The sequence below is a fragment of the Streptomyces sp. DSM 106670 genome, from assembly GCF_055792845.1.
The window spans coordinates 1,957,230-1,980,834 of sequence record NZ_CM147704.1; the positions used below are offsets into that span (position 1 = coordinate 1,957,230).

Below are 23,605 nucleotides of genomic sequence, written 5' to 3' on the forward strand. Positions count from 1 at the left end.
TCCCCGCGAGGCCTCAGCGGCTGACCAGCGCCTCGCGCAACGTGTTCCCCGTACGCCCGGGAAGTGACTGGCACAACGACTCGACCCTGGAGCGGACCAAGCCGCCCCGGTAGGCAGGGGGAAGCTGACGCCAGACATCGAGGGCGAGGCCGGCCGCAGTGGTCGGATCGCCGTCCGCCCGGACGCAGGCCGCACCATCGACGGCGACCAGCGCGCGAGTCATGACGGACGGGGCCTTGGTGAGCGCGAGTGCGGACTCCTGCTCGGCGTACGCCTCGCGGGTCCGCCCCATGAGCGTGAACGCCTGCGAAAGGTGCACGTGGTGCTTCTGCGGCGGGTAGCCGAACCAGGTATCGGCCACCTGCGCCGAATCGAGTCGCGCCGCGGTGGCGCGGGCGTCACCGACCGCTCGCAGCGCTCCCTCCCGGTCCCCGACGGAGGCGAGTGACCTCGCAGTCACGGCCGCGGCCAGAGCAGCGGCAGCACTCGGAGACCGGCCGGCTTCGGCTCGGGCTCGCATGGCCATCACTGCGGCGGCGTTCGGGGCTCCGTAGTTCAGCGGCACCATCGCGTGCCGACTGAGCACCCAGGCGAGCATGTGGCGATCGCCAGACTCGCGAGCGGCCTGCTCGGCCGTGGCGAACCAGCCGACCGCGTCCCGTTGCTCGCCTCGATCATGCTGGATGACAGCCACCAAGCCGGTGATGCCGGCAGCCGTGCGCGCCAGGTCTTTGCGCACCGCAGCCGGGTGCGGACGGCCGAGAAGCTCCCGCAGCAGGTCGAGATCGGCTTTCATCTGCTCCAGCACTTCGTGGGGCGGACGCCCCCGATATCCACCGCGATGACGTTCGAATGCCCCGTTCAGATAGGCGAGATCACTGCCGTCCGAGGCGGACAGGCCCGCATTGATCCCCTGCCGCGCCTCCGAGATGTCCGGCACCCCCGCCATTCCCGTAGCCGCCGCTGCCACGCCGAGAAACTTCCGTCGGTCCACTACCGAGCCCTCCTCCCTCTTTTCTTGATCAATCAGCCGATAGAGCCTTCGATGACGTCGGCTGGCCACGACGGCACGCACGATTTCCTCCGTGGACCTGCCGTAGCACTCGGCGAGCAGTGTGTGCCAGATCGGCGTGGGCAGGCGCCGCTCGGTCTCCCAGCGCTTCAAATTCTCCGGGTCGAACCACTTTCCGCCCTGAGCCGCTTGTAACACCGACGCTTGTTCTTCACGCGTCAGGCCAGCCGCTTCGCGGCTTCCCCTCAGCAGTGCCCCGATGCCTTCCGGTGCCATCATGCCCGCCCCCCAAGCTCCTGGAAGTGTCATGTCGATTTCTGGCCCCCCAAAGCGGCCCCCCGGCAGGAATTTGCACCACTGGATGGCCCACGACTGTTGTCCTGTAACGGAGTTGAGTAAACACCAGCAGGCGTAACGACCGGATGGAACAAGCCTTTCCCGAGAGTGGGCATCCCATTCGAGTCCAGGGCGCGTTCCGACGAAAGGGATTCTCGTGAGGCATGTGAGCTGCCAAAGCTTCTACTTGGTGCGCACCGACACTTCGGCAGCGATCAGCCGTCGGCGGCTGCTCGCCCTCGTCAGCACCTGGCGCCTGCCCAAGGACGAGGACAGCCACCTGGCTATGACCACGGTGGTCTCGGAACTGGTCACCAACGCCGTGTCTCACGGAGCCGGCGACCTGCTCACGGTGACCGTGCGTGCGGACATCGGCCGAGGCAGGCTCTTGATCGAGGTCCACGACAGCTCCCCGGTTCTGCCCCGGTTCCGCCGCCCGAGCCTTGACTCCGAAAGCGGCCGGGGCATGGTGCTCGTCGAGCACCTGTCGATCGCCTGCGGAGCCGAGAACACCTCGCGGGGCAAGCGGGTCTGGGCAGAGCTGGCCCTGCCCATGGAGCCATCGGCCAAGCGACGGTCCCTCGACCTTCGTTGCGCATCGCAAGCCATCGTCCAGCGGTTCCTCAACGTACTCCGGCCTCTCGTCCGTACGGGGCCCGGGGTCCTGACGGCTGTCAGCGACCGCTGACAGATCACGTTCCTCACACCCGACCCGGTCCATTCAGCCCGGCGTCAAGTCACCCATCGCCCAACAGAAGGAGAACGTCATGAACCCACTTCAGATCGCGGAGAACACCGACGAGAACGACCTGCTCCCTGTCGAGATCGGTGAAGCGACCGTGCTCACCGAAGGTCAGGGCGGCGGCCAGAGCGAGGACAAGCGCCGCGCCTACAACAGCTGATTCCTTCTCGTGGGTGCGGGCCCCAGCGCCCGCACCCACGGGCTGACCTCGACTCTGGAGTTCTGACCATGATCTTCGGTGGTAGCGGTTCCCCTTCCCGACCGGGATTCCGGCCCGTGGGATCTCGCCATCTCTCTTCGCGGCTCCACACCTGGGCGCTCGGTGCCGTTCCGGTCCGGTCCGTGACCAGTCCCGGCGGTCGGCGACAGGTGCTCATCCTCGGGCGGTGCGGAGCGAAGGAATCCGATCTGCACCGCCTGAGTCCGGCGCTGCCCGAGGACGTCGCCTGGAGGTGGCCAGGCGCCTACACGGTCATCGAAGAATCCGAAGAAGCCGTCGTGATCCATACCGACCCGGCCTCCGCCCGCCCCATCTATCTCGTCGGCCACGACGACGGGTGGGTATGGTCCAGCTCAGCCAGGGCTCTGGCCTCGCTCACTCGTGCCACGGTGGACGCGGAACGCCTCGCCTGCTCGATCTTCCTGCCGTCGGTTCCCGTGCTCTGCGAGGGACGAACATTCTTCGCAGGTGTCGAACAACTCCCGCCAGGGTGCCGGATCGTTCTGCCGATCGACGGAAGCGCCCCTCGGACGACAACGGCGTGGATTCCAGATCCGGACGAGTCCCAGCCACCCGCAGAACGCTTGCGCACGGCGCTCTTCACATCCGTCACCGAAAGAGTCGTGTCGGACCCGGAGGTCTCCTGCGACCTCTCGGGCGGACTCGACTCCACCTCTGTCACTGCTCTCGCCGCTGTCGCTCTCCCGTACGGCATGCGGCTCAACGCCATCACGGTCCATCCCGAGGGCGACACCGCGGGCGCGGACCTGCGCTACGCACGCCAGGCAGCCCATGCGTACTCCGGGCGGATCAATCACCGTCTGCTGGCGATGTCGGCGAAGCACCTGCCGTACACCGCGATGTCCGCCGTTCCGGCGACCGACGAACCGGCTCCCTCCACGATCACGCAGGCCCGGCTCATGGGGCAGTTCCGCTGGTTGCGGCAGGAATGCGGAACCCGCACCCACATGACGGGCGACGGCGGCGACAGCCTGTTCTTCCAACCACCCGTCCACCTTGCCGACCTCGTCCGCCACGGCCGCGTCAGGCGTGCCGTGAGCGAGGCATTCGGCTGGGCCAGGCTACGCCGCGCGTCTCCCGTACCCATCTTGCGCGACGCTGTCCTCGTCTCGCGGACGGCCCGCGCTCGCGCCCTCTCCGAACTCGTCGATTCCATCGGTGGAAGGCGACGCAACGACCATGGAAGGGTCGGCTGGTTTCCCCTGCTGCCCTGTCCCTCGTGGGCCGGTGCCGCCGCACCTGCCCTGCTGAGCGCCAGCGCGCTCCGAGCCGCCTCGGCCCCGGACGGGATGCCCGGCCTCGACGCCTCGGTACGCACACTGGTGGACGAGGTCCGCGAAGTCGCACGCACCGCTGTCGCGGACGCCGAACTGGCCGCGGCTTCGGGGATCGATCTCAACAACCCCTTCCTCGACCCGTTGGTCGTGGACGCCGTACTCCGGACGCCCATCGACCTACGTCCCCCTCTCCACTCCTACAAACCGCTTCTGGGCAAGGCGATGGCCGGTCTATTACCTCGTGCCGTCGCAAACCGGCAGACCAAAGGCAGCTTCGACGCCGACCACTACGCAGGCCTCCGGGCCAACATGCCCGAACTCCTTGAACTGGCACACGGGCACCTTGCAGAAATGGGGCTGATCGATGCCGCAAAGCTGGTTCCGTCCCTGGGCCAGGCCGCAGCCGGCGTGCCCATGCCTCTGGCCACTCTCGAGCAGGCTCTCGGTGCCGAGGCCTGGCTGGTGGCGCACGCTCGAGAACCTGAGCCCGTGTGGACCTCCACGCCTGCGGGACCGTGTCATGACTGAGGTTTCGCCGTTCGCTCACGCCTCCCGGCACGTCCGTGCCGTCGCCTTCCCTCACGTCCTGGTTCTCATCGACTACCGGACCGGCCATGTGCGGTGTCTGCTGCCGAAGAGTGCGGCTCACTGGCAGGAGGCGGCCCGATCCGGTCGGCTCACCGCAATGCCGCCGCCACTGGCGGCCCACCTGATCCGCACAGGAGTCCTGTCCCCCACACGGAAGCCCACGCCATGGGACGTGCCGCTCTCGGCACCAGCTCCTGCGGCAAGTTGGGGCGGGACCGAGCATCCGGCAGGGCTTACGCGGGGAACCGGCCCCTTCAGTGCGGCGGCGGCCGCTGCTCTCGCCGCAACATGGAGCATCGAGCGAGCCGGTAGCAGGAAGCGGGCGATGAACCGGCTCATCGTGGCTCTCCAGGCCTCCTCCTCCGCGACCCGTCGACCGGCTTCTCCCGCAGAGGCGGTGGAGGCGGTCCTCGCCGTTCGCCGTTCCGCGTGGCATGCACCCGCACGAACTGCCTGCCTGGAAGAATCAGTCGCTGCCACGCTCCTGCTCGCGACCCGGCGGCTCTCCGTGGTCTGGTGTCACGGAATCGCCGCAGACCCTGTCCGGCTGCACGCCTGGGTGCAGACTGCGGACGGGGCTTCGGTCGCCGAACCGTCCTCGACCCTCGCGTACACGCCAGCACTGACCATCGGAGCCCGCCATCAGCACCGCCTCTGAACCCGTTCTTTGGATCGGCACCGACACCTGTGCGCTCGGCCCGTATCGGGCGGACCTGGTGGAGACGTACTGGCGTTGGGAACAGGACCCGGCACTCCTGGTCGGCTACGGACGCCAGCAGCCGGTGTCCCTGGAGTCGCGCACGGAGGGCATCGCCCATCAACTGCGCGGGGACAACATCCGCTTCACGGTGTACGACCTCGCCACCGGCAGTCCGGTACCGGCGGGTGTGGCCACGCTGCTGCCCGACCCGTCCGTACGCACGGCGGAGTACGTCGTGATGCTCGCTCCCGAGGCGCGCGGACGCGGACTGGGCACGGTCGCCACCCGGCTAGTCCTCGACTACGCGTTCCACATCACCAACCTGCGGATGGTCTGGCTCAAGGTCCTCGCCCCCAACAAGGCGGGGGTGCGCGCCTACGAGAAGGCCGGCTTCCGCACCGCGGGAACCCTCCGCGAGGCGGGCTATTGGCTGGGCACCGTCTGCGATGAACTCCTGATGGACGCGCTGGCATCGGAGTTCACCGGACCGTCGGTCATCACGGCCTGACCCGCCGAAGCCGGGCGCGCGGTCACGGACAACGGGTTACGAGTTACGGGCCCGGCTCACGGACGACGGAAGATGCCGGCCCCGAAGGGAGCCCGGCATCAACACCCTCCCCCCCGCTCAGGAATCCGGCTGATCGACGCGGATCTCGTACGCGATCTCCCACCGGATGTCCGGCACGGTGATGTTCGCCGTCTCGACAGGGCGGCCGTCCCGGTCGAAGTACGTGCGCTCGATCTCGATGACCAGGTCGCCGACGGAGATCCCGAGCAGATTCGCCTGCTCACGCGTCGCGCGGGCCGGGCGGGGCAGCTCAATGCCGGTGGCGATGTTCACGTCGATGGAACGCATGCGCTCGACGACGCCGAGCTTGCCGAGCGGCCCCATCTCCGGGAGGAGGACCGGCGTGCCGTCGGTGATGGCCATCGGCTCCCAGCTCTTGGCGAGTTGTACGGGCAGGCCGTCGGCGAGAAACTCGTAGTCGGTCACGACACAGAGGTCGCCGGGCTCGATCGCCAGCCGTTCCGCGACGTCCTCGGGCGCGGGGACGCGCGCCGTGCTGGTGCACTCCCAGTCCGCCTCGTGATCGAGCTCCTTCATGGCCGAGGCGAAGGGGCTCTTGCCGTGCTGCTCGCGCTGGCGTGAGCGGACCATGCGCCGACGCTCGCGGGCCCGGCGGACGTACGTACCGGAGCCGGCGCGGCCTTCGAGGATGCCCTCGATGATCAGGCGCTCCATGGCCCGCTGCGCCACGGACTGGCCGACGCCGTACTCCTCGGCGAACCGGGCCCGGGACGGCAGCTTGTCCCCCACCGCCCATTCGCCGGCCCGAATGCGAGCCCGCAGAGCATCCGCCACCTTCAAGTACGGCGTATCACGTGGCATTTGAGCAGCTCCGTGTGTTCGGCGTCGATATGGGCGTCGCTGTTGACAAAGCTAACCCATCAGGTTGAAGCTGAATATTCAGCATTACATGGAGTGACATTCGGTTCACCAGGGGAGAAGTGTGCGCTCTGCACAAGCGCGGGTTGCGGCGCTGACCGGCATGCTCGCCGCCGCCACAGGCACCGAACCGCGCGTCACCACCGGCCTGGACGCCTTCCGCGTCGAGGCCGATCTCCCCGCCGAGCTGAGTGCCACCGCCCACACGGCCGTCCTGGCCGCCCTGGCCACGGCAGACCGCTACGGCCACACGCTCAACCGCGCCGCCGAATACGTCTGGGCCGAGATCAGCAGAGAGGCGAACGTGACCACGACCGAATCCCCGGACACGGCGTACCGCGCCCTGCTCGGCCACACCATGACCTGCACCGCATGCCGGACGGGCGCGATCTGCCCCGACGCGACGAAGCTCGTCCGCGTCTGGCGGGAGACCCGTCGGTGAGCACCACCAGCCACATCAGCCCCACCAGAGACGGAGGCACCTGATGCGCAGCACCCACCAGGCGTTACCGGCCCCACCCGGGAGGCCCGGATGATCGCCCTCTCCACGACGGACGTCCATACCTGCGAGGCATGCTGGAACGCCCCGGTCACCGCCGCCCGGCAGACCCCCGCCGGCCGTGACCTGATCTGCGAGGAGTGCGCGGAGGGCGACTACCCGCGCCGCGTCGACCTCTTCCCGCCGTTCGGCATCTACGGCCTGACGACCCGCAAGCTCCTGAACGACGGCAAACACGGCAGCGGCCCCCCGAAAACCCCACCGAACCCGGGCCCCCCGCTACCGAACCCGCCGCCCGCACCGTCACCTCGAGGAACACCGCCGGTCTAGCGCCACCGGCCACCTGTCGGCCCGTACCCGTCGCGCGGCGAGTACGGGCCGCAGATGCCGTGAAACCCGAGTGCACCGTGCCTCATGATCGCTAGGCTGGACCGTCGCACGAAGTCGGCCTGTCGGAGGGGGACATGGGTACACCATCAGGTTCAGGAGCGCCGGTTCCACCACCACCGCCGTACCCGCCTGCACCTCCCACGCCTCCGCGCACCGACCCTCCGCGATGGGCCTGGTGGGTCGGAGGCATCGCCATCCCCCTGGTCGGGATCCTGGTGACCGTGGCCTTCGGGGGCAACAACTCCGGGCCGGCCGCCGCACCCGCCCCCGGCCCGGTCGACAGCGTCACCCGGCCCGCCTCCCCCAGCCCGTCCAGCACGCCTCCCTCCGAGGACCCGGACGCGACGGAGCCCGAGACGCCCGCTGCCACGGACAAGACACCGTCCGCCTCCTCGTCAGCGACGCCGGAGGCCGACCTCACGGCACCCGACGGGTACGCGGCGGCGCTCAGCACGATGTGGGGTCTCGCGCCTGTCCCGTGCACGCAGCACGAGCAGCAGCTCGTCGACCTCGACGACGGCACCAGCCGGACGGAGGACGAGGACAACGGCGCGGTCCAGGAGCCCGGCGGCGCGGAGCTGTTGTACTGGCCCGACACCTGCACCGGAATCGCCGACTACATGTTGCGCGCACTGCCCAACACCCGCGTGGGACTCCTCCGCGCCGACGCCCCGAAGTCGTTCGATTCCTGCCGGGCCGCGGCGGGGACCGGCTTCGGCGCTCTGGCCCTCGCACAGCGCCCCGATCGTGAGCGGCGGGGGTTCGTCGAAGGCGCCGCGGTGTGCTCCGTCACGGACAAGGGTGCTGTGGCGATGGCGGTGATCGAGCACATCGCCGACGAAACAACCAACGAAGTCTCGGTCAGCGGACCGCTCCATGTCTGGGCCGCGGCACCCTGACCGCGCCAGAACGTTGCCAACGACTGCGGGCCGACGATGCAACACCGTCGGCCCGCAGTCTTACATCCAGGGCTACAGCACCGGCAGCAGGTTCTTCAGCTCGAAGGCCGTGACCTCGCTGCGGCGCTTCTCCCGCCCCTGATACTTGTTGCAGAGGAAGCGATCCGAGGCGCTTCCGATCTGCGGTCAAGCCTTTATTAGCACCGTGGCGCTTAGCCGAGCTGTCAGCGGTTGTCAACGTTATTCTCGTTGAGCGATCTTCCACGCCCCGGGGACGTCACGCACCGGACGCTCCTGAGGCTGTAACGACACCTGCTTTGTAAGTTCAATCAGACTTCGCTTGAGAAGGCCGCACCCGGTCACCGGATGCAGGTTGCGGAGGTTGTAGACGTCTGATCTTGTTGACGTCAAACGTGAATGCTACAGCGGGTGTCTCCGTCGAGCGTGCCCGAACGTGCGCAACCGGGATCGAGCTTTATCACCCCGACAGGTACTCCAGCACAGCAGTAGTCGCCGCATTCATCATCTGGCGTGACCTCACGGGGCCTACCCCTCTAGCCTGCTGGAAGTCTCTTTCACTGGCTGCCAGAATCTTCCCTACCGTGTTAAACCCGAGCTCCTTCAGTCGCCCCCGTGCGAACACAGTCAGATCGAGATCATCAACTGACCGGTCGAGCTGCGACTTAAGAAATTCCTTCCGACCCTCATCCATCTTCTCTACGTCGAGACGGGCGATACTTTCGTACAGCTCATGATTGGCACCGAACTCGACCATGCGCTTTATCTGGATAGACCGCCTTAGCCACGTGGTACTGGCCACTGGGTCTGCCTCTGGGCTCGTTCGAGTGCCAATGTTCAGCATGTACCGAGTACCCGTAATGCCGCGAGTGGCAACCAAACCACTGCCAGCCTCATGCAGAATACCGCTGTAACAAAGGAGGCGGAGAGCCTCTTTTACTGCCGCAGGTGCATCCCTGTGAATCCAAATGAAGATTCTCCTATCACCTTCACCATCCGGATTGCGATGTTTCTGGCGGAGTACGGGAATCACATGAGACTGAATAAACTGACGCCCCCAATCGATCACCTCACGGTGTCCGACATACCGATCACCCAGCGAGGAGTGTTCACCCCAAATTACATCTCGATAATACTCCCGCATGGTACGCCGAGCGTTTGACGTGTTTAGTGGCACGGTTGATGACATTGTCTTCAGGAGGACGCGCGGGTTACCGCTCGCCGCGAAGGCAAGGGCGTCAAACGCCTCTCCATATTTACTAATCTGCTGTTCAAGATCAGAGTCTTGCCTGATCACAATATCCCGCATGGAACCAAGATAGTTGGCGTCCAAGATATCGCGATTGACGCTGATCATTTCTGCATCGTGGCTTAGCTGAAATGAATCACCATAGTATGTCACGCCAGGGTATACGGCAGCCTTCACCGAGAGGTAGGGACTGCGCAGGTCCCGCATGAGGGTGAAGAACTGCCGTTGCTGCTCAGGAATGAAAACATGCGCCGCTTCGTCGACTAGCAAGACGATGCGACGAACCCCCGCCTGGTCACAGAGATCCTCAACTGCATCCTTGATTACTTCGGGGTCAATTTTAGAATCGACGTCTATTGATGAACCCGAACCCTTCCATGCATCTTCTAGTTTTTGCTCCAGCCCTTGAAGCCTGATCTCGACTGCTTGGTCATCACCGTCATTTGAGAGGGTTGAAAATATTGAACTCTTGTGGTGAATCAAACCCTTCTTCCTGGCTTCGCGGATAATGCGGTTACATATCTTCGCGAGCATCCAGTGCTTGAATCGATCAGCGTCTGAAGACTGGAGCAGCCCAGCCTTATTGAAGGTCACATAGACAGCAAGAGTGCGAGACTCACTGAAGCCTTCGTCAAGTTCCTTTTGCGCAACCCTCAGCAGGAATGATTTGCCCACTCCGCGCGCCCCCTGAAGGACGACAGTCTTCTTGCTCTTGAGCGTGTTGATCGTTTGGCGATCGAAAGGCGTCTCAACAAAGTAGGTTCCGACCTCCTCCAGGGTCAGATCTTCTGTGCGAAAATTCAACTCGTTGGCACTCACTTACTTTCCTCCATCGGTAGATCAAGAAGCGATCGAACTGATCTGAAATTAGAGAAATGCTCTTCCAGGCAAGCTTCGACAGCTTGACGCTGATCCGCCCGAAAGTCCTTGTAATAACGCACCATAAAACAGTGGATAACCGAAAGGAGAGTAGTCTTCGCAGTAGCGATCCACTCCTTCAGGACGGCATCCTTATAAGAAATTTCCGTTGGAAGGAGAAGCGATGTGGACACGTTGCCGTGAATATATTCCGAGCATCTCCTGTATGATTTCTTCAGGTCAGAAATCGCTTGTGTTCGTTCAGAGATCGCCTCAGGGCAAAACTCGCGCAAAAATGCCGTTGAGTACACCCCTTCATCAGGGGAAATGATAGATGACCAACTGATGTCAAGCGTGCCACTGACCCACTGACGACGCTTAAATTCAAGCGAGCTAAGGTACGCAGTGCCGGCCGTGACCTCCAGAAATGACCGCAGGCTTGCAAATGACTGACGATAGAGTCCACTCATTGCACTATAGAGCGCCAAGCCAAAATCTTGATGCGCCGAATTTAGCTGTTGCACTTCAGGCTGCTGCTCTAGCGCGCCGAGCCAAGCTGACACATCGGCCTCAAGGTGCAGGATCTCGTTTATCTGCGGCTCGACTTCCGACGTTGCATGTTTGATGTGCCGCATGCAGGACTCGTGCAGGCGGAGCATCTTTGCCTCGGCGCTGTGGGCGTTTGCGTCGCTTCGTTCCGTCACAACGTATAAATTTAGCAGGCGTGTCCTGAGCTGTCTCCAGCTTGTCTTAGCTACGAGTAGCGCCGCTTTGCGTGTTTCGAGTACCCCAAAGCGGTGGAACGGCTTTGGGGAAGCGATCACCCTCGCTCCCTTCCTGTCCATCTTCAGCCCACAACACCGGCGCGACTGCCCGGCTCTGCCTCGGTCGCCCCACGCCGACCGGCGCTCGGGAGCCAGAGCCGCGTGCCCTGCTCCGGCACAGCTCATATGCGTCAGCCTGACGCGGCCTCGTCGGAGTAGCCATGCCCTTCCTAAGTCCTGTCCCGTAATGATCTTTCGAGGGGGACGTGACGCCCGGTCTCGCTGCTTTGCTGGGAGCTCTACTCATGTACTGCGCCGCTTCAGGCCTTTGCGGGGAAGTCAGGATGGTCGGTGTAGGGCGAGGCAAGGTCACGCAGGTCGTGGCACGGCCAGGGGTCGCGGGCGTGACGGGCCAGGATGCGCCGCTTGGCCTCGATCTCGCGCAGGACGCGGGCCGGGTCGTGCAGAGCCACGTGCAGAGCAATCGTGGGGTGGAAGCCGGCGAGGTCAACCTGGCAGAAGTCGACCGTGTGCCCGTGGGCGGACCACTCCCCGCATCCGTCACCGTCGCAGCGCCGAGCCAAGTCGGCCTCCTCGTCCAGCCGCGCCTCGATGAACCTCACCAGCTCTTCAGTCATAGGAACATTCTCGATGCTGTGCTCGGCATCATGGAATGATCTTGTGGTGTCTGGTGTGATCGCGGCGTCGGAGCCGTCCTGGATAGCTCCGTTCGCCGGGCTGAGCCCTCGCCTGTTCGGGAACTTGGTGACACTTCTGCGGCGTGAGGGTGCGGACGCGGGCCGCAGGGGCCGGCTGTGGGGCCTGCCGCTGGAGAACCGGGCCCTGCTGGTCGCGGCCTACTGGCGCACCAACCTGACCATGCGGCAGCTCGATCCGCTGTTCGGGGTATCCAAGTCGGCAGCGGACCGGATCATCGATCACCTTGCCCCGATGCTAGCCCTCCAGCCCCGCAAGCGGTTCGCGAAGGACACCGTGCTCATGGTGGACGGCGCCCTGGTGCCCACCCGCGATCACACCATCGCCGAGCAGTCCAAGAACTACCGGTACTCCACGAACCACCAGGTCGCTATCGATGCCGACCCCCGGCTCGTCGTCGCGGTCGGCCGACCGTTGCCCGGAAGTCGCAACGACTGCAAGGCGTGGGAGGAGTCCGGCGCGAAGGTCGCCGTCGGCAAGACCATGACGATCGCCGACGGCGGCTATCCGGGCACCGGGCTCGTGATGCCCCACCGACGCCACAGGGGCGAAGAGCTGCCCGACTGGAAACAGGTTCACAACAAGTCCCACAAGCAGATCCGCGCCCGCGTCGAGCACGTCTTCGCCTGCATGAAGACCTGGAAGATCCTCCGAGATTGCCGCCTCAAAGGTACGGCGTCCAGCACGCCCTCCTCGGAATCACCCGGATGCACAACCTCAACCTCGCCGGACAGGCGAGCAGTCGGGTTGGTCACCGACCACGTCCGCACCGGTCAGACATCATTTACGGGACAGGGCTTAGCAACTCCACGATGCTGAAGGCCGATCGGAAGCTGCTGCAAGCGACGCAGCGGAAAATCCACGGATTCCTAGTCCGGCGGAGGTTCGCCCGAACACTTCCATGTGCAACTGCGAGGCCGATCAGCCGAGGTAGGGGTCCTCTCGTTGCTCCAGGAAGTGACGGATGCGGAGCTTCTGCGTGTGGTGCATCGGCAGTTGATCGATGTGCTCCGGTTCGACGAATCGCAGCTCCGTGGACTCGTCCGAGATGGCGAGCCGACCCCCGATCACCCGGGCGGTGAAGCAGACGTTGAACTGTCTGCGCACCTCGCCGTCCGAGTAGGCGATTATGTGGCGAGGGTCGGTGTACGTGCCCACGAGTCCGGTGATTTCCACGTCCAGACCTGTTTCCTCCTTCGTCTCGCGGACCGCTGTTCCCGGGAGTGAATCGGTCATATCCATGCCGCCGCCCGGTAGCGCCCAAAGATCGTTGTCCCGGCGGCGCTGGAGGAGCACGCGCCCTTCGTCGTCGGTCACCACGGCGGACGCGGCGACCACCAGGCTGTTCGGCTCGGGCGCTGCTGGATCGTCGTAGTACTCGGTCCGTGTCATGGTCACCCCTCTCGTACTGGTGTTGCCGTTTCCCACACCGCGTCGAAGCTGCCGGCGTAGGTGTCGAACATGCCGCCCTCTCCGCTACGGCGAAGGTGCCACACAGGCGCAGCGTAGGCATTGACGCCCCATACGTGGGCGTTGACCATCGCCTGGTCATCCGCACGATAGATCGAGTTGTAGAGCGTGGTGGCATGGGTTCGCACCTCAATGCCAGGCACTCCGGCGAGGGCGCCGTAGTGCATGAGCGCGATTCGGCAACGGGGCTCGATTCCGTGGCCGAACCTCTCCTCCTGGCCACGCTGCTGGACGCTGACGCTGTTCGGGTCGCCGATCGCGATACGGACCGCACACCCGTCAGCAGCTCGCTCTCGCAGCAGGTCGTTGAGCCTCGGATACGCCTCGTGCAGGAAGACGGCCGCGTACACCAACACGTCGATGTGCTCACGGGCTTGGGTCAGCATGTCGACGAACGTGGATACGGGGACGTCTGCCCGCTGGTCGTGGAGGGCCACGAGTTCCGGGCTGACGGCGCGGGCCGGGCGTGACTGCCGGAGAGCGGGCCATAGGACATGCACGTCTTCTCCCAGCGTCTTCGCTGCCAGCACGGCCGTCGCCCGACGCGGCGTGCGGCCCAGGTTGACCCATCGCTCGACCGACTTGGGATCGACTTCGACCTGATCCGCGAGCGCGTTGTACGTCCAGCCGCCGACTGCCATGGCAGCACGTAACCTCTCGTTCGGCACCTCGGTCTCCTTACACCCAGGGGCAGTGCTAGGGACGTTCTATCCGATGCGGGACGTCCCCAAGTGGGGTTTGGCGGTGGTTCCGACGTCCCTGTGAGCGGCGCGATGCTCTTCCGCGTGACGAGCAAGCAGCAGGCCGGATCAGACATCGGTGGGTGGGCGGAGAACAACACCGGCAGACGTATCGGCGTCGTCATTCCTGCCTTCCCTCCCCCGGCCCCCGCAGGTGGTGCCTCGGTGACCGATCCGGGCGCACATGCCGGAGCACAGCGACACTCAAGGAGTTTGCGCATGAAGGTAACGGCCAACGGCCCTAAGACCGGTCGCGCGGTAGCCGGCGAGGAGCTGTTCGACAGCCTCACCCACTTCGTGGTGGCCCACAACGGACAGCCGTACGAGCGTGCCGAACGGATCGCGGACCAAGCGGTGGCATTCGTGGTCACCGCTGCGACCGCCACCGTGCCCATGGTTCCTTCGGACGACGTGGACCTCGGCCTGCACGCGCTCATCCTGCATACGAAGGAGTACGCCGAACTGTGCGAGCGGTTCGCCGGTCGCTTCCTCCACCACAACCCGAAGCCGGGTGGAGGCGCGCGTGCCCCGGAGAGGGTCGCCTCCTCCGCACACGCGATGAAAGCTGCCGGGTTCACTGTCTTCGACGAACTGTGGACCATGTGCGGAACGACCTCGCACAGTGCGATGCGGACTGCGGCCGTCCGTACGGTCAGGCGTAGCGGCACGAACCCAGCGGTGCGGCCGACCTCGGTACGGGGCCGGCCAAGCCGTTGGAAGCAGACCGGAAGGAGATCGGAAAGAGAGATGACGTTGTCCAGGACACCCGCGGAACTGCCGGTCGCCGTACTCGATGCGCTCATGCCCACCGCGCAGCGCCTGGTCCTCGATCGCCGGGGCTCCATGGTCTGGGAGGTCGAGAGCCGGCGGGGCCGTTACGCGGTGAAGGTCGGCTACCCCATCGAGGCAACGGCCGACCGGCCTGGCCAGCCATGGACGGCGCTCGCACCCGCACGTGAAGGCGCCGTGCTGGACCGCCTCGGATGCCATGACTTCGCGTACGGCGAGTGGGAAGGCGGAACCTGGAACTTCCAGCCGTGGCGCGAAGGGCCGGACCTCTACCGGTCGTGGGCGGCCTGCCGTACGCCGGACTCATCCACCGAACCCCGCACCGATGTGGCCCTGGGCTGCCTGGAAGCGCTGGCCGAGCTGCACGCCAAGGGCTGGGCACACGGTGACGTCCAGCCCGCGCACTTCATCATCGGGCCCGAACGCACGCACCTCATCGACCTGGCCCTGGCACGGGGTGGGCACATCCCCGAGCCGTACGACTTCCCGTTCCGCGGCTGCCTCGTCCACTACGAAGCGCCGGAAATCGCGCGTAGCGTGCTCGCGAGCGGAGAGGCGGAACCCACGCGGGAAGCTGACGTCTACGCCTTGGGCGCGTCGCTGCTCATCTCCGCCACGGGCCGGCGGGCCGTCGAGTACCCGGACGACGCACCGCGTCCCGAGCAGAGGCGAGCGGTCGCGAGCGGCAAGCGCCGGCCTGTGCGAGCACCGGGTGAGCTGGGCGAGCTGATCGACGCCATGCTCAGTCCGGCTGCCGGTGACCGGCCCACGATCCATGAGGTCCGTGCGGGACTGCGTTGATCATGACTGCGGGCGGGTCGATCCGGCTGGACCGGGCGACCCGCCCGCAGTCGTACTTCCAGGCGCTACAGCACCGGCAGCAGGTTCTTCAGCTCGAAAGCCGTCACCTCGCTGCGGTACTCCTCCCACTCCTGCTTCTTGTTGCGCAGGAAGAAGTCGAAGACGTGCTCGCCCAGGGTCTCGGCGACCAGTTCGCTCTTCTCCATCAGCGAGATCGCCTCGCCCAGGTTCTGCGGGAGCGGCTCGATGCCCATCGCGCGGCGTTCCGCGTCGGAGAGGGCCCAGACGTCGTCGTCGGCGCCGGCCGGGAGTTCGTAGCCCTCCTCGATGCCCTTGAGGCCCGCGGCGAGCAGGACCGCGTAGGTGAGGTACGGGTTGGCGCCGGAGTCGATGGAGCGGACCTCTACGCGGGCCGAGCCGGTCTTGCCGGGCTTGTACATCGGGACGCGGATGAGGGCGGAGCGGTTGTTGTGGCCCCAGCAGATGTACGAGGGGGCCTCGCCGCCCGCGCCGGCCGCGCGGGAGGAGCCGCCCCAGATGCGCTTGTAGGAGTTGACCCACTGGTTGGTGACGGCCGAGATCTCCGCCGCGTGCGTCAGCAGGCCCGCGATGAAGGAGCGGCCGACCTTGGAGAGTTGGTACTCCGCGCCCGACTCGTAGAACGCGTTGCGGTCGCCCTCGAAGAGGGAGAGGTGGGTGTGCATGCCCGAACCCGGGTACTCCGAGAACGGCTTCGGCATGAACGTGGCCTGCACGCCCTGCTCCAGCGCCACCTGCTTCATCACCAGACGGAACGTCATGATGTTGTCCGCCGTCGACAGCGCGTCCGCGTAGCGGAGGTCGATCTCCTGCTGGCCCGGGGCGCCCTCGTGGTGGCTGAACTCCACCGAGATGCCCATCGATTCCAGCATCGTGATCGCCTGGCGGCGGAAGTCCATGCCCACGTTCTGCGGCGTGTGGTCGAAGTAGCCCGAGCTGTCCGCCGGGGTCGGGCGGGTGCCGTCGACCGGCTTGTTCTTCAGCAGGAAGAACTCGATCTCGGGGTGGGTGTAGAAGGTGAAGCCCAGGTCGGACGTCTTGGCCAGGATCCGCTTCAGTACGTAGCGCGGGTCCGCGAAGGACGGCGAGCCGTCCGGCATCAGGATGTCGCAGAACATCCGCGCGGTGCCCGGGGCTTCCGCGCGCCAGGGCAGGATCTGGAACGTGCCCGGGTCCGGCTTGGCGATCATGTCCGACTCGTAGACCCGGGCGAAGCCCTCGATCGCCGAGCCGTCGAAGCCGATGCCCTCGTCGAAGGCCTGCTCCAGCTCGGCCGGAGCGACGGCGACGGACTTGAGGAACCCGAGGACGTCGGTGAACCACAGCCGCACGAAGCGGATGTCGCGCTCCTCAAGGGTCCTGAGGACGAATTCCTGCTGCTTGTCCATTGCCACATCCTTGCAGTTCAGACGGTCCGTGCACCACCGCCCGGGGTAGGGGGACACTGCCAGTATCGCGACCCGGGATTTCACCCACATTACGCACTCGGTGTGAGAGGGAGCACTCGGCCACCCACTACGATCGGCGACCGTGGCGCACGGGGGCGGCGACCGGGTGACGACCGGCATTCCCGCCCGTCCGCGCGCATCGGTCCACGGACCGTTCTCCCGCCTCCCGGCCCCCTTCGCAGAAGGACGCGACGACATGAGCTTCGACCCCCGGTACCCCCAGCCGCAGGCCCCCGACCCGCGCGCTCGCTCCACCCGCAACCGGGCCATCGCCATAGGGCTGAGCGCCGCCGTCGTGGCCGGTCTCGTCGCCTTCGGCTCGTACCTGCTGCTGGAGAACTCCGAGGCGAACGAGAAGTCCGACAACGCCTCCTCCGCCCAGGACGGCAAGCACCCGGACGGGCACGGCGACTCCCACGGCGACGCCAAGGGCGGGGCCATCGAGGGGCTGAAGTCCTGGGACGCCGCGAAGCTCGGCCGCCAGCACGTGGCGGGCGCGGTGGACTACCCGATGAAGCCTCCGGTCGGCGGCGACCACAACGCGTCCTGGATGAACTGCGACGGCGACGTATACGAAAAGCCCCTCCCGGACGTCAACGCCGTGCACTCCCTGGAGCACGGCGCGGTCTGGGTCACGTACAACGGCACGGCCGCCGACGCGGAGGTCTCCAAGCTCGCCGAGCGCGTCAAGGCCACCCCGTTCACGCTGATGAGCCCGTACGCCGGCCAGGAGGGCCCGATCGTGCTCAGCGCCTGGGGCAAGCAGGTCACCGTGGACTCCGCCGACGACAAGCGGGTGGACCAGTTCCTCGCCCAGTACGTCCAGGGCACGCAGACCCCCGAGCCCGGCGCCCCCTGCACCGGCGGGCTGGCCACGGTGCCGCAGTGACGGCCGGGGACGTCACGGACGAGCGGCCGGCAGCCGAAGGCCACGACCCCGACGCCCTCGTGGAGCGGCAGCGGACCCGGCGCGTCCGCCTGGCCGCCGGTGCCGCCGTCGTCCTCGCCCTGCTCTTCGCGGGGGCCGCCACCGTCGCCGCCGCGCGCGGCGAGGACGAGGGGAGCAAAAACGCGCCTGTTCCCGCCGCCTCGTCCGCCGATGCCGGGTTCGCCCGGGACATGGCCGTCCACCATCAGCAGGCCGTCGAGATGTCCTTCATCGTCCGCGACCGCACGGACGACGAGGACGTACGCCGTCTCGCCTACGACATCGCCAACACCCAGGCCAACCAGCGCGGCATGCTCCTCGGCTGGCTCGATCTGTGGGAGCTGCCCAAGGTCGCCCCGGGCGGGGAGCCTCCCATGGCCTGGATGGAAGGCGGGGGCCGGCACGCCCACGGCGGGCACCACCCGGACGGCGACGGCAGCGGTAGTGGCAGCGGCAGCAGTGACGGTGACGGTGACGGCGTGCTCATGTCCGGTATGGCCAGTCGCTCCGAGCTGGCCCGGCTCGGGCGGCTCGACGGCAAGCAGGCCGAGGTGTTCTTCCTCCAGCTGATGACGGACCACCACAAGGGCGGTGTCGCCATGGCCGAGGCCTGTGCGTCGCTCTGCTCGGTTCCGGCCGAGCAGCGGCTCGCCCAAGGCATGGTCGAGGGGCAGCGGTCCGAGCTGGGGCTGATGCGGGACATGCTCGCCGAGCGGGGCGCCGAGCCTCGGTCCTGAGCCGAGGTGCGCCTGAGCCGATGCGGGCCGTGCCGAGGCAGACCTGAGCCGGGGCGGGCCGGGCCGAGGCAGGCCGTGCCGAGGCGCCGGGCCGTGCCAAGGCGGGCCGGGCCCGGACGGCGGGTGAGCGGTCGCCGGTGACGGGTGACCGTGGCCGGTGCCTGGTGGCCGGTGGCGGGTGACCGGTGGCCGCGGGTGCGTCAGTTTGCGTCCTGCCGGCGGCGCACCCGAACGGGTGATTGCGGTCGCGCGGCCCCGGCGGGCCTACGACGATGGGTTGCGCTCGGGGCCGTACGGCAGTGCCATCGGCACGCAGGAGGAAATCCCCCATGACGACCGCCAAAGACATCATGCACAGCGGGGCCCGCTGGATCCCGGCCCACGAGACGCTCGACCGTGCGGCGCAGCTGATGCGCGAGCACAACGTGGGCGCGCTGCCCGTCTCCGCCAACGGTGACTCGGACCGGATGATCGGCATCATCACCGACCGCGACATCGTGGTCGGCTGTGTGGCCAAGGGGCACGACCCGGCGAAGATCACGGCCGGCGACCTCGCGCAGGGCACGCCCCGCTGGATCGAGGCGGAGGCCGATGTGAACACGGTCCTGGAGGAGATGCAGACCCACCGCATCCGCCGACTGCCCGTCGTCGAGAACAAGAAGCTGGTCGGCATGATCAGCGAGGCCGATCTCGCGCAGCACCTCACCGAGGAGCAGATCGCGGGCTGGGCCGAGAAGGTCTACTCCCGCAGCTGACACACGTGACGCACATGAAGCACGTGACGCACGTGACGCACATGAAGCACGTGACGCACGTGACGCACGTGACGCACGTGTACGACTGTGGCCCGGCACCCCATGGCCCGCTCCGGCGGAGGGTGCCGGGCCGCCGTTCGTCCGCATACCCACCGGGGGTAGGGTGGCCCGCATGGCGGGCACGGCGCGGAGCGGCAGCGGGACGTTCGGGCGGCTGATGCTGCTCGCCGCGCTGCTGTTCGGCATCGTCACCATGCATACGGTCGGGCATCCGGCGGAGCACAGCACTGCGTCCTCAGCGGCCACCACTTCCACCGCCGCCGAGCACATGGCCCCGGCCGCCCCCGTCGCCGACCCGTCGCACCCGTCGGCGCACGGCTCCTCCGGCTCCGACGCCCCCATGAGCGGCATGGATCCGCTCTCCGTCTGCCTCGCCGTCCTCGGCGTCTGGGGTCTCGCGCTCGTCGGCGCCTGGCTGCTCGGGCTGCGTGCGGACCGGCGGCCCCTCGGTACGCCGGTGGGGGCGGGGCTTCCGCGTGTGCTGCGGCCGAATCCGCCGCCGCCGATATCGGTGCTCGCCAGCGTTTCGGTGCTGCGTATTTAGGAGTGGGCGTTCACCTCCGCCCTTCTCCCTTTCCGCTTCCTCGAACCACAGTTCCTCAGAGGTGTATTCAGCATGCCCATGCAACCCACCCGACGCTCCGTGCTCGGCGCCGCTCTCGCCGTCGCCGGTACCGGAGCCCTCGCCGCCTGTTCCGGCGGCGGCAGCGGCAGCGGCCACGGTGGCTCCCACTCCCCCGGCGGCGGCGCCCAGGACTCCGGTACGTACGTCTCCCCCGACGGCAAGGAGGTCCGGGCGGCCGAGGCGGCGCGCGGCTCCGGGCCCGTACGCGAGGTCTCCCTCACCGCCACCCGTACCCGGCTCGACCTCGGCGGCGACACCACCGTCGATTCCTGGGCGTACGGGGACCGGCTGCCCGGGCGCGAGGTGCGGGTGAGCGCCGGTGACACGCTCGACCTGACCCTGGCCAACCACCTTCCGCAGCCCACCTCGATGCACTGGCACGGGCTCGCCCTGCGCAACGACATGGACGGGGTCCCCGGGCTCACCCAGCGGGACATCGCGCCGGGGGCCGACTTCCGGTACCGGTTCGCCGTGCCGCATCCGGGGACGTACTGGTTCCACCCGCACTCCGGCGTCCAGCAGGACCGGGGGCTGTACGCGCCGCTCGTCGTCGAGGACCCGAAGGAGCCGTTGGCGTACGACAAGGAGTGGGTCGTCGTCCTCGACGACTGGGTGGACGGGGTGGAGGGGTCGACTCCGGATTCCGTCCTCAAGGAGCTGTCCGGGGGGATGGGCGGCGGGATGGACCATGGTGCGCACGGCATGTCGGGGGCGGAGGCCGAGGCGGCGGAAGCGGAGGATCCGGACGGTGGCTCGCCCTCCCGGATGATGATGGGGGCCCGCAGTGAGCTGCTCGGTGGAGACGCCGGGGATGTCGCCTATCCGTACTACCTCGTCAACGGGCGGGTGGCGGAGGATCCGGAGACGTTCCGGGCGCGGCCCGGTGACCGTGTCCGGCTGCGGATCATCAACGCCGGCGGCGACACCGCCTTCCGCGTCGCGCTCGGCGGGCACCGGCTGACCGTCACCCACACCGACGGCTTCCCCGTCCGGCACGCCCAGGGGGACGCGGTGCTGCTGGGGATGGGCGAGCGGTACGACGTCCTCGTCACCGCCGGGGACGGGGCCTTCCCGCTCGTCGCCCTGGCCGAGGGGAAGAAGGCGTCCGCGCTCGCCGTGCTGCGGACCGGGAGCGGGCGTGCGCCTGCCGCTTCCGTACGGCCCAAGGAGCTGGACGGGAAGCTCGTCGAGGCGGGGCGGCTGGTGCCGGATCCGTCGGTGGCGCTGGCCGGGCGTGCGCCGGACCGGACCATCCGGATGCGGCTCACCGGTGGGATGGCGGAGTACGACTGGGCCTTCGACGGGCAGCCGTACGACGCGAAGCAGCGGCGGCCGGTGGAGGCGGGCGAGCGGGTGCGGGTCGTCTTCGACAACGGGACGGCCATGTGGCATCCGCTCCATCTGCACGGGCACACCTTCGCGCTCGGCGGGAACGCCGCCGGGGCCCGTAAGGACACCGCGATCGTGCTGCCGCACCGGTCGCTGACGGTGGAGTTCGACGCCGACAACCCGGGGCTGTGGATGGTCCACTGCCACAACGTCTACCACGCGGAGGCGGGGATGATGACGGTCCTCGGGTACCGGGACTGAGCCTCAGGAGCTCAGCGGGTCGGCGCCGGTAGCTGCTCCGACCTGCGGTTTCGGTGGGCCCGGGCAGATTTTGCCCGGCCCGCCGGGACATCGCGTCAGAAAGACGATTACACTGGCGGACGTGCCTCAACTACGCCTCGCACTGAATCAGATCGACTCGACCGTCGGCGACCTCGCCGGCAACTCCGAGGCGATCGTCCACTGGACCCGGCACGCCGCCGAACAGGGCGCCCACCTGGTGGCGTTCCCCGAGATGGTGCTGACCGGATACCCCGTCGAGGACCTGGCCCTGCGGTCGTCCTTCGTCGAGGCCTCGCGACAGGCGCTGCGCGCGCTGGCCGCCCGGCTCGACACGGAGGGCTTCGGCGAACTGCCGGTCGTCGTCGGCTACCTGGACCGCTCCGAGCACGCCGCGGCGCGCTACGGGCAGCCCGCCGGTTCTCCGCGCAACGCCGCCGCGGTGCTGCACCGCGGCGGGATCGCGCTCAACTTCGCCAAGCACCACCTGCCGAACTACGGCGTCTTCGACGAGTTCCGGTACTTCGTGCCGGGCGACTCGATGCCCGTCGTCCGGGTCCACGGCATCGACGTGGCCCTCGCGATCTGCGAGGACCTGTGGCAGGACGGCGGGCGCGTCCCGGCCGCCCGGTCCGCCGGGGCCGGGCTGCTGCTGTCGATCAACGCCTCGCCGTACGAGCGGGACAAGGACGACACCCGGCTGGAGCTGGTCCGCAAGCGGGCCCAGGAGGCCGGCTGCACGACGGCCTATCTGGCGATGATCGGCGGCCAGGACGAGCTGGTCTTCGACGGCGACTCGATCGTCGTCGACAAGGAGGGCGAGGTGATCGCCCGCGCCCCGCAGTTCTCCGAAGGCAGCGTCATCCTCGACCTGGAGCTGCCGGCCGCGGCCGCCGTGGCGCCCTCGGGTGTGGTGGACGACGGGCTGCGCATCGACCATGTGGTGCTGTCCGACCGGCCCGTGGACGCGTACGAGCCGGAGCTCTCGGGCGGGTACGCGGAGCGGCTGGAGGACGAGGAGGAGATCTACTCGGCGCTGGTCGTGGGGCTGCGCGCGTACGCCGCGAAGAACGGTTTCAGCAGTGTGCTGATCGGGCTCTCCGGCGGGATCGACTCGGCGATCTGCGCGGCCATCGCGTGCGATGCGCTCGGTGCGCAGCACGTGTACGGCGTCTCGATGCCGTCGAAGTACTCCTCGGACCACTCCAAGGGCGACGCGGCCGAGCTGGCGCGGCGTACCGGGCTCAACTTCCGTACGGTGCCGATCGCGCCGATGTTCGACGCGTACATGGAGTCGTTGCAGCTCACCGGGCTGGCCGAGGAGAACCTCCAGGCGCGGCTACGGGGTACGACGCTGATGGCCATCTCCAACCAGGAGGGGCAGATCGTGCTGGCGCCCGGCAACAAGTCGGAGCTGGCGGTCGGTTACTCCACGCTGTACGGGGACGCGGTCGGGGCGTACGGGCCGATCAAGGACGTGTACAAGTCGGCCGTGTTCCGGCTGGCCAAGTGGCGTAACCGGGCTGCGGAGGAGCGGGGGCAGGTGCCGCCGATCCCCGAGGCCTCGATCACCAAGCCGCCGAGTGCGGAGCTGCGGCCGGGGCAGGTCGACACGGACTCACTGCCGGACTACGACGTCCTGGACGCGATCCTGGAGATGTACGTCGACCGGGACCAGGGGATGGATGCCATCGTGGCGGCCGGGTTCGATGCGGAGCTGGTGGCGAAGACGTTGCGGATGGTGGATACGGCGGAGTACAAGCGGCGGCAGTATCCGCCGGGGACGAAGATTTCGCCGAAGGGGTTCGGGAAGGACCGGCGGTTGCCGATCACCAATCGGTGGCGCGAGTCGTCCTAGCGGGGGTGGG

23 protein-coding genes and 3 pseudogenes are annotated in these 23,605 nt (G+C 67.4%); 17 read left to right on the plus strand and 9 right to left on the minus strand.

Annotated elements, in window-relative coordinates:
* Positions 1–13: 13 nt before the first annotated feature.
* Positions 14–1,291, minus strand: a complete 1,278-nt coding sequence (locus tag ACSMXR_RS08575; RefSeq protein WP_376184737.1) for a twin-arginine translocation signal domain-containing protein — start codon at positions 1,289–1,291, stop codon at positions 14–16.
* Between the two features lie 247 nt (positions 1,292–1,538).
* Here ACSMXR_RS08575 and ACSMXR_RS08580 point away from each other — a divergent pair, with 247 nt between their 5' ends.
* The 5 genes from ACSMXR_RS08580 (at position 1,539) to ACSMXR_RS08600 (ending at position 5,404) form a co-directional block, all read left to right on the plus strand.
* Positions 1,539–2,036, plus strand: a complete 498-nt coding sequence (locus ACSMXR_RS08580; protein ID WP_473171549.1) for an ATP-binding protein — start codon at positions 1,539–1,541, stop codon at positions 2,034–2,036.
* Between the two features lie 79 nt (positions 2,037–2,115).
* On the plus strand, positions 2,116–2,250 hold the full coding sequence (locus ACSMXR_RS08585) for an albusnodin family lasso peptide (RefSeq protein ID WP_107057946.1): 135 nt from the start codon (positions 2,116–2,118) through the stop codon (positions 2,248–2,250).
* A gap of 68 nt (positions 2,251–2,318) precedes the next feature.
* Entirely contained in the window at positions 2,319–4,136 is a 1,818-nt protein-coding gene (locus ACSMXR_RS08590) for an albusnodin/ikarugamycin family macrolactam cyclase (protein WP_473171550.1), read from the plus strand.
* Between the two features lie 157 nt (positions 4,137–4,293).
* Positions 4,294–4,854 carry a lasso peptide biosynthesis B2 protein gene (locus ACSMXR_RS08595; RefSeq protein WP_473172354.1) on the plus strand — a complete coding sequence of 187 codons (561 nt, stop codon included), beginning with the start codon at positions 4,294–4,296 and terminating at the stop codon, positions 4,852–4,854.
* Between the two features lie 13 nt (positions 4,855–4,867).
* Positions 4,868–5,404: a GNAT family N-acetyltransferase gene (locus tag ACSMXR_RS08600; RefSeq protein ID WP_050495592.1), complete on the plus strand. Its 537-nt coding sequence runs from the start codon at positions 4,868–4,870 to the stop codon at positions 5,402–5,404.
* 117 nt (positions 5,405–5,521) lie between these two features.
* On the opposite strand, the gene ACSMXR_RS08605 is transcribed toward ACSMXR_RS08600, so the two are convergent.
* Positions 5,522–6,286, minus strand: a complete 765-nt coding sequence (locus ACSMXR_RS08605) for a GntR family transcriptional regulator (protein WP_218527760.1) — start codon at positions 6,284–6,286, stop codon at positions 5,522–5,524.
* A gap of 160 nt (positions 6,287–6,446) precedes the next feature.
* Here ACSMXR_RS08605 and ACSMXR_RS08610 point away from each other — a divergent pair, with 160 nt between their 5' ends.
* From ACSMXR_RS08610 to ACSMXR_RS08620, 3 genes are all read left to right on the plus strand, one after another.
* Positions 6,447–6,785, plus strand: coding sequence for a hypothetical protein (locus ACSMXR_RS08610; RefSeq protein ID WP_473172355.1), 339 nt, complete (start codon positions 6,447–6,449; stop codon positions 6,783–6,785).
* A 90-nt stretch (positions 6,786–6,875) separates the two neighbouring features.
* A complete protein-coding gene (locus tag ACSMXR_RS08615; RefSeq protein ID WP_376184741.1) occupies positions 6,876–7,172 on the plus strand; it encodes a hypothetical protein in 297 nt (98 codons plus the stop codon).
* 281 nt (positions 7,173–7,453) lie between these two features.
* Positions 7,454–8,131 (plus strand): hypothetical protein, encoded by a 678-nt coding sequence (locus ACSMXR_RS08620; protein WP_473171551.1) that lies wholly within the window; start codon positions 7,454–7,456, stop codon positions 8,129–8,131.
* 72 nt (positions 8,132–8,203) lie between these two features.
* Here ACSMXR_RS08620 and ACSMXR_RS08625 read toward each other — a convergent pair.
* The 4 genes and pseudogenes from ACSMXR_RS08625 to ACSMXR_RS08640 all read right to left on the minus strand — a co-directional run.
* A pseudogene (locus ACSMXR_RS08625) lies at positions 8,204–8,296 on the minus strand (glutamine synthetase); the annotation flags it as partial.
* Positions 8,297–8,609: 313 nt separating this feature from the next.
* Positions 8,610–10,217, minus strand: a complete 1,608-nt coding sequence (locus tag ACSMXR_RS08630) for an ORC-CDC6 family AAA ATPase (protein WP_473171552.1) — start codon at positions 10,215–10,217, stop codon at positions 8,610–8,612.
* On the minus strand, positions 10,214–10,960 hold the full coding sequence (locus tag ACSMXR_RS08635) for a hypothetical protein (protein WP_473171553.1): 747 nt from the start codon (positions 10,958–10,960) through the stop codon (positions 10,214–10,216). The genes ACSMXR_RS08630 and ACSMXR_RS08635 overlap by 4 nt, the downstream gene beginning before the upstream one ends.
* A 380-nt stretch (positions 10,961–11,340) precedes the next feature.
* Positions 11,341–11,658, minus strand: coding sequence for a DUF6221 family protein (locus ACSMXR_RS08640; protein ID WP_364886051.1), 318 nt, complete (start codon positions 11,656–11,658; stop codon positions 11,341–11,343).
* A gap of 46 nt (positions 11,659–11,704) precedes the next feature.
* Between ACSMXR_RS08640 and ACSMXR_RS08645 the strand changes: the two are divergent.
* Positions 11,705–12,468, plus strand: a pseudogene (locus tag ACSMXR_RS08645) (transposase); the annotation flags it as partial.
* A gap of 190 nt (positions 12,469–12,658) precedes the next feature.
* Here ACSMXR_RS08645 and ACSMXR_RS08650 read toward each other — a convergent pair.
* The gene (locus ACSMXR_RS08650; RefSeq protein ID WP_137232803.1) at positions 12,659–13,129 is read right to left on the minus strand and encodes an NUDIX domain-containing protein; all 471 of its coding nucleotides are present in this window, start codon (positions 13,127–13,129) and stop codon (positions 12,659–12,661) included.
* A gap of 2 nt (positions 13,130–13,131) precedes the next feature.
* Entirely contained in the window at positions 13,132–13,875 is a 744-nt protein-coding gene (locus ACSMXR_RS08655) for a helix-turn-helix domain-containing protein (RefSeq protein ID WP_473171554.1), read from the minus strand.
* A 291-nt stretch (positions 13,876–14,166) separates the two neighbouring features.
* Here ACSMXR_RS08655 and ACSMXR_RS08660 point away from each other — a divergent pair.
* Both ACSMXR_RS08660 and ACSMXR_RS08665 read left to right on the plus strand, forming a co-directional pair.
* Positions 14,167–14,609: pseudogene (locus tag ACSMXR_RS08660) on the plus strand (glycine-rich domain-containing protein).
* Positions 14,610–14,700: 91 nt separating this feature from the next.
* A complete protein-coding gene (locus ACSMXR_RS08665) occupies positions 14,701–15,537 on the plus strand; it encodes a protein kinase domain-containing protein (protein WP_473172356.1) in 837 nt (278 codons plus the stop codon).
* Positions 15,538–15,602: 65 nt separating this feature from the next.
* Here the strand turns inward: ACSMXR_RS08665 and glnA are convergent, their stop codons facing one another.
* Positions 15,603–16,964 (minus strand): type I glutamate--ammonia ligase, encoded by a 1,362-nt coding sequence (gene glnA / locus ACSMXR_RS08670; protein WP_003969536.1) that lies wholly within the window; start codon positions 16,962–16,964, stop codon positions 15,603–15,605.
* A gap of 256 nt (positions 16,965–17,220) precedes the next feature.
* Between glnA and ACSMXR_RS08675 the strand changes: the two genes are divergently transcribed.
* From ACSMXR_RS08675 to ACSMXR_RS08700, 6 genes are all read left to right on the plus strand, one after another.
* Positions 17,221–17,913 (plus strand): DUF3105 domain-containing protein, encoded by a 693-nt coding sequence (locus ACSMXR_RS08675; protein WP_473171555.1) that lies wholly within the window; start codon positions 17,221–17,223, stop codon positions 17,911–17,913.
* Positions 17,910–18,689, plus strand: coding sequence for a DUF305 domain-containing protein (locus ACSMXR_RS08680; protein WP_473171556.1), 780 nt, complete (start codon positions 17,910–17,912; stop codon positions 18,687–18,689). Before ACSMXR_RS08675 ends, ACSMXR_RS08680 begins: the two co-directional genes overlap by 4 nt.
* A 329-nt stretch (positions 18,690–19,018) precedes the next feature.
* Positions 19,019–19,444, plus strand: coding sequence for a CBS domain-containing protein (locus ACSMXR_RS08685; protein ID WP_473171557.1), 426 nt, complete (start codon positions 19,019–19,021; stop codon positions 19,442–19,444).
* Positions 19,445–19,616: 172 nt separating this feature from the next.
* Positions 19,617–20,048 carry a DUF6153 family protein gene (locus tag ACSMXR_RS08690; RefSeq protein ID WP_473171558.1) on the plus strand — a complete coding sequence of 144 codons (432 nt, stop codon included), beginning with the start codon at positions 19,617–19,619 and terminating at the stop codon, positions 20,046–20,048.
* A 72-nt stretch (positions 20,049–20,120) separates the two neighbouring features.
* The gene (locus ACSMXR_RS08695) at positions 20,121–21,719 is read left to right on the plus strand and encodes a multicopper oxidase family protein (RefSeq protein ID WP_473171559.1); all 1,599 of its coding nucleotides are present in this window, start codon (positions 20,121–20,123) and stop codon (positions 21,717–21,719) included.
* Between the two features lie 121 nt (positions 21,720–21,840).
* Entirely contained in the window at positions 21,841–23,595 is a 1,755-nt protein-coding gene (locus tag ACSMXR_RS08700; protein WP_473171560.1) for an NAD+ synthase, read from the plus strand.
* Positions 23,596–23,605 lie beyond the last annotated feature (10 nt).

Bases quoted from the DNA above. Each gene is read 5' to 3' on its own strand.
- ACSMXR_RS08575 (WP_376184737.1), bottom strand. From the start codon at position 1,291: ATGATGGCACCGGAAGGCATCGGGGCACTGCTGAGGGGAAGCCGCGAA.
- ACSMXR_RS08585 (WP_107057946.1), top strand. From the start codon at position 2,116: ATGAACCCACTTCAGATCGCGGAGAACACCGACGAGAACGACCTGCTC.
- ACSMXR_RS08590 (WP_473171550.1), top strand. From the start codon at position 2,319: ATGATCTTCGGTGGTAGCGGTTCCCCTTCCCGACCGGGATTCCGGCCC.
- ACSMXR_RS08595 (WP_473172354.1), top strand. From the start codon at position 4,294: ATGCCGCCGCCACTGGCGGCCCACCTGATCCGCACAGGAGTCCTGTCC.
- ACSMXR_RS08605 (WP_218527760.1), bottom strand. From the start codon at position 6,286: ATGCCACGTGATACGCCGTACTTGAAGGTGGCGGATGCTCTGCGGGCT.
- ACSMXR_RS08610 (WP_473172355.1), top strand. From the start codon at position 6,447: ATGCTCGCCGCCGCCACAGGCACCGAACCGCGCGTCACCACCGGCCTG.
- ACSMXR_RS08615 (WP_376184741.1), top strand. From the start codon at position 6,876: ATGATCGCCCTCTCCACGACGGACGTCCATACCTGCGAGGCATGCTGG.
- ACSMXR_RS08640 (WP_364886051.1), bottom strand. From the start codon at position 11,658: ATGACTGAAGAGCTGGTGAGGTTCATCGAGGCGCGGCTGGACGAGGAG.
- ACSMXR_RS08650 (WP_137232803.1), bottom strand. From the start codon at position 13,129: ATGACACGGACCGAGTACTACGACGATCCAGCAGCGCCCGAGCCGAAC.
- glnA (WP_003969536.1), bottom strand. From the start codon at position 16,964: ATGGACAAGCAGCAGGAATTCGTCCTCAGGACCCTTGAGGAGCGCGAC.
- ACSMXR_RS08675 (WP_473171555.1), top strand. From the start codon at position 17,221: ATGAGCTTCGACCCCCGGTACCCCCAGCCGCAGGCCCCCGACCCGCGC.
- ACSMXR_RS08685 (WP_473171557.1), top strand. From the start codon at position 19,019: ATGACGACCGCCAAAGACATCATGCACAGCGGGGCCCGCTGGATCCCG.
- ACSMXR_RS08690 (WP_473171558.1), top strand. From the start codon at position 19,617: ATGGCGGGCACGGCGCGGAGCGGCAGCGGGACGTTCGGGCGGCTGATG.
- ACSMXR_RS08695 (WP_473171559.1), top strand. From the start codon at position 20,121: ATGCCCATGCAACCCACCCGACGCTCCGTGCTCGGCGCCGCTCTCGCC.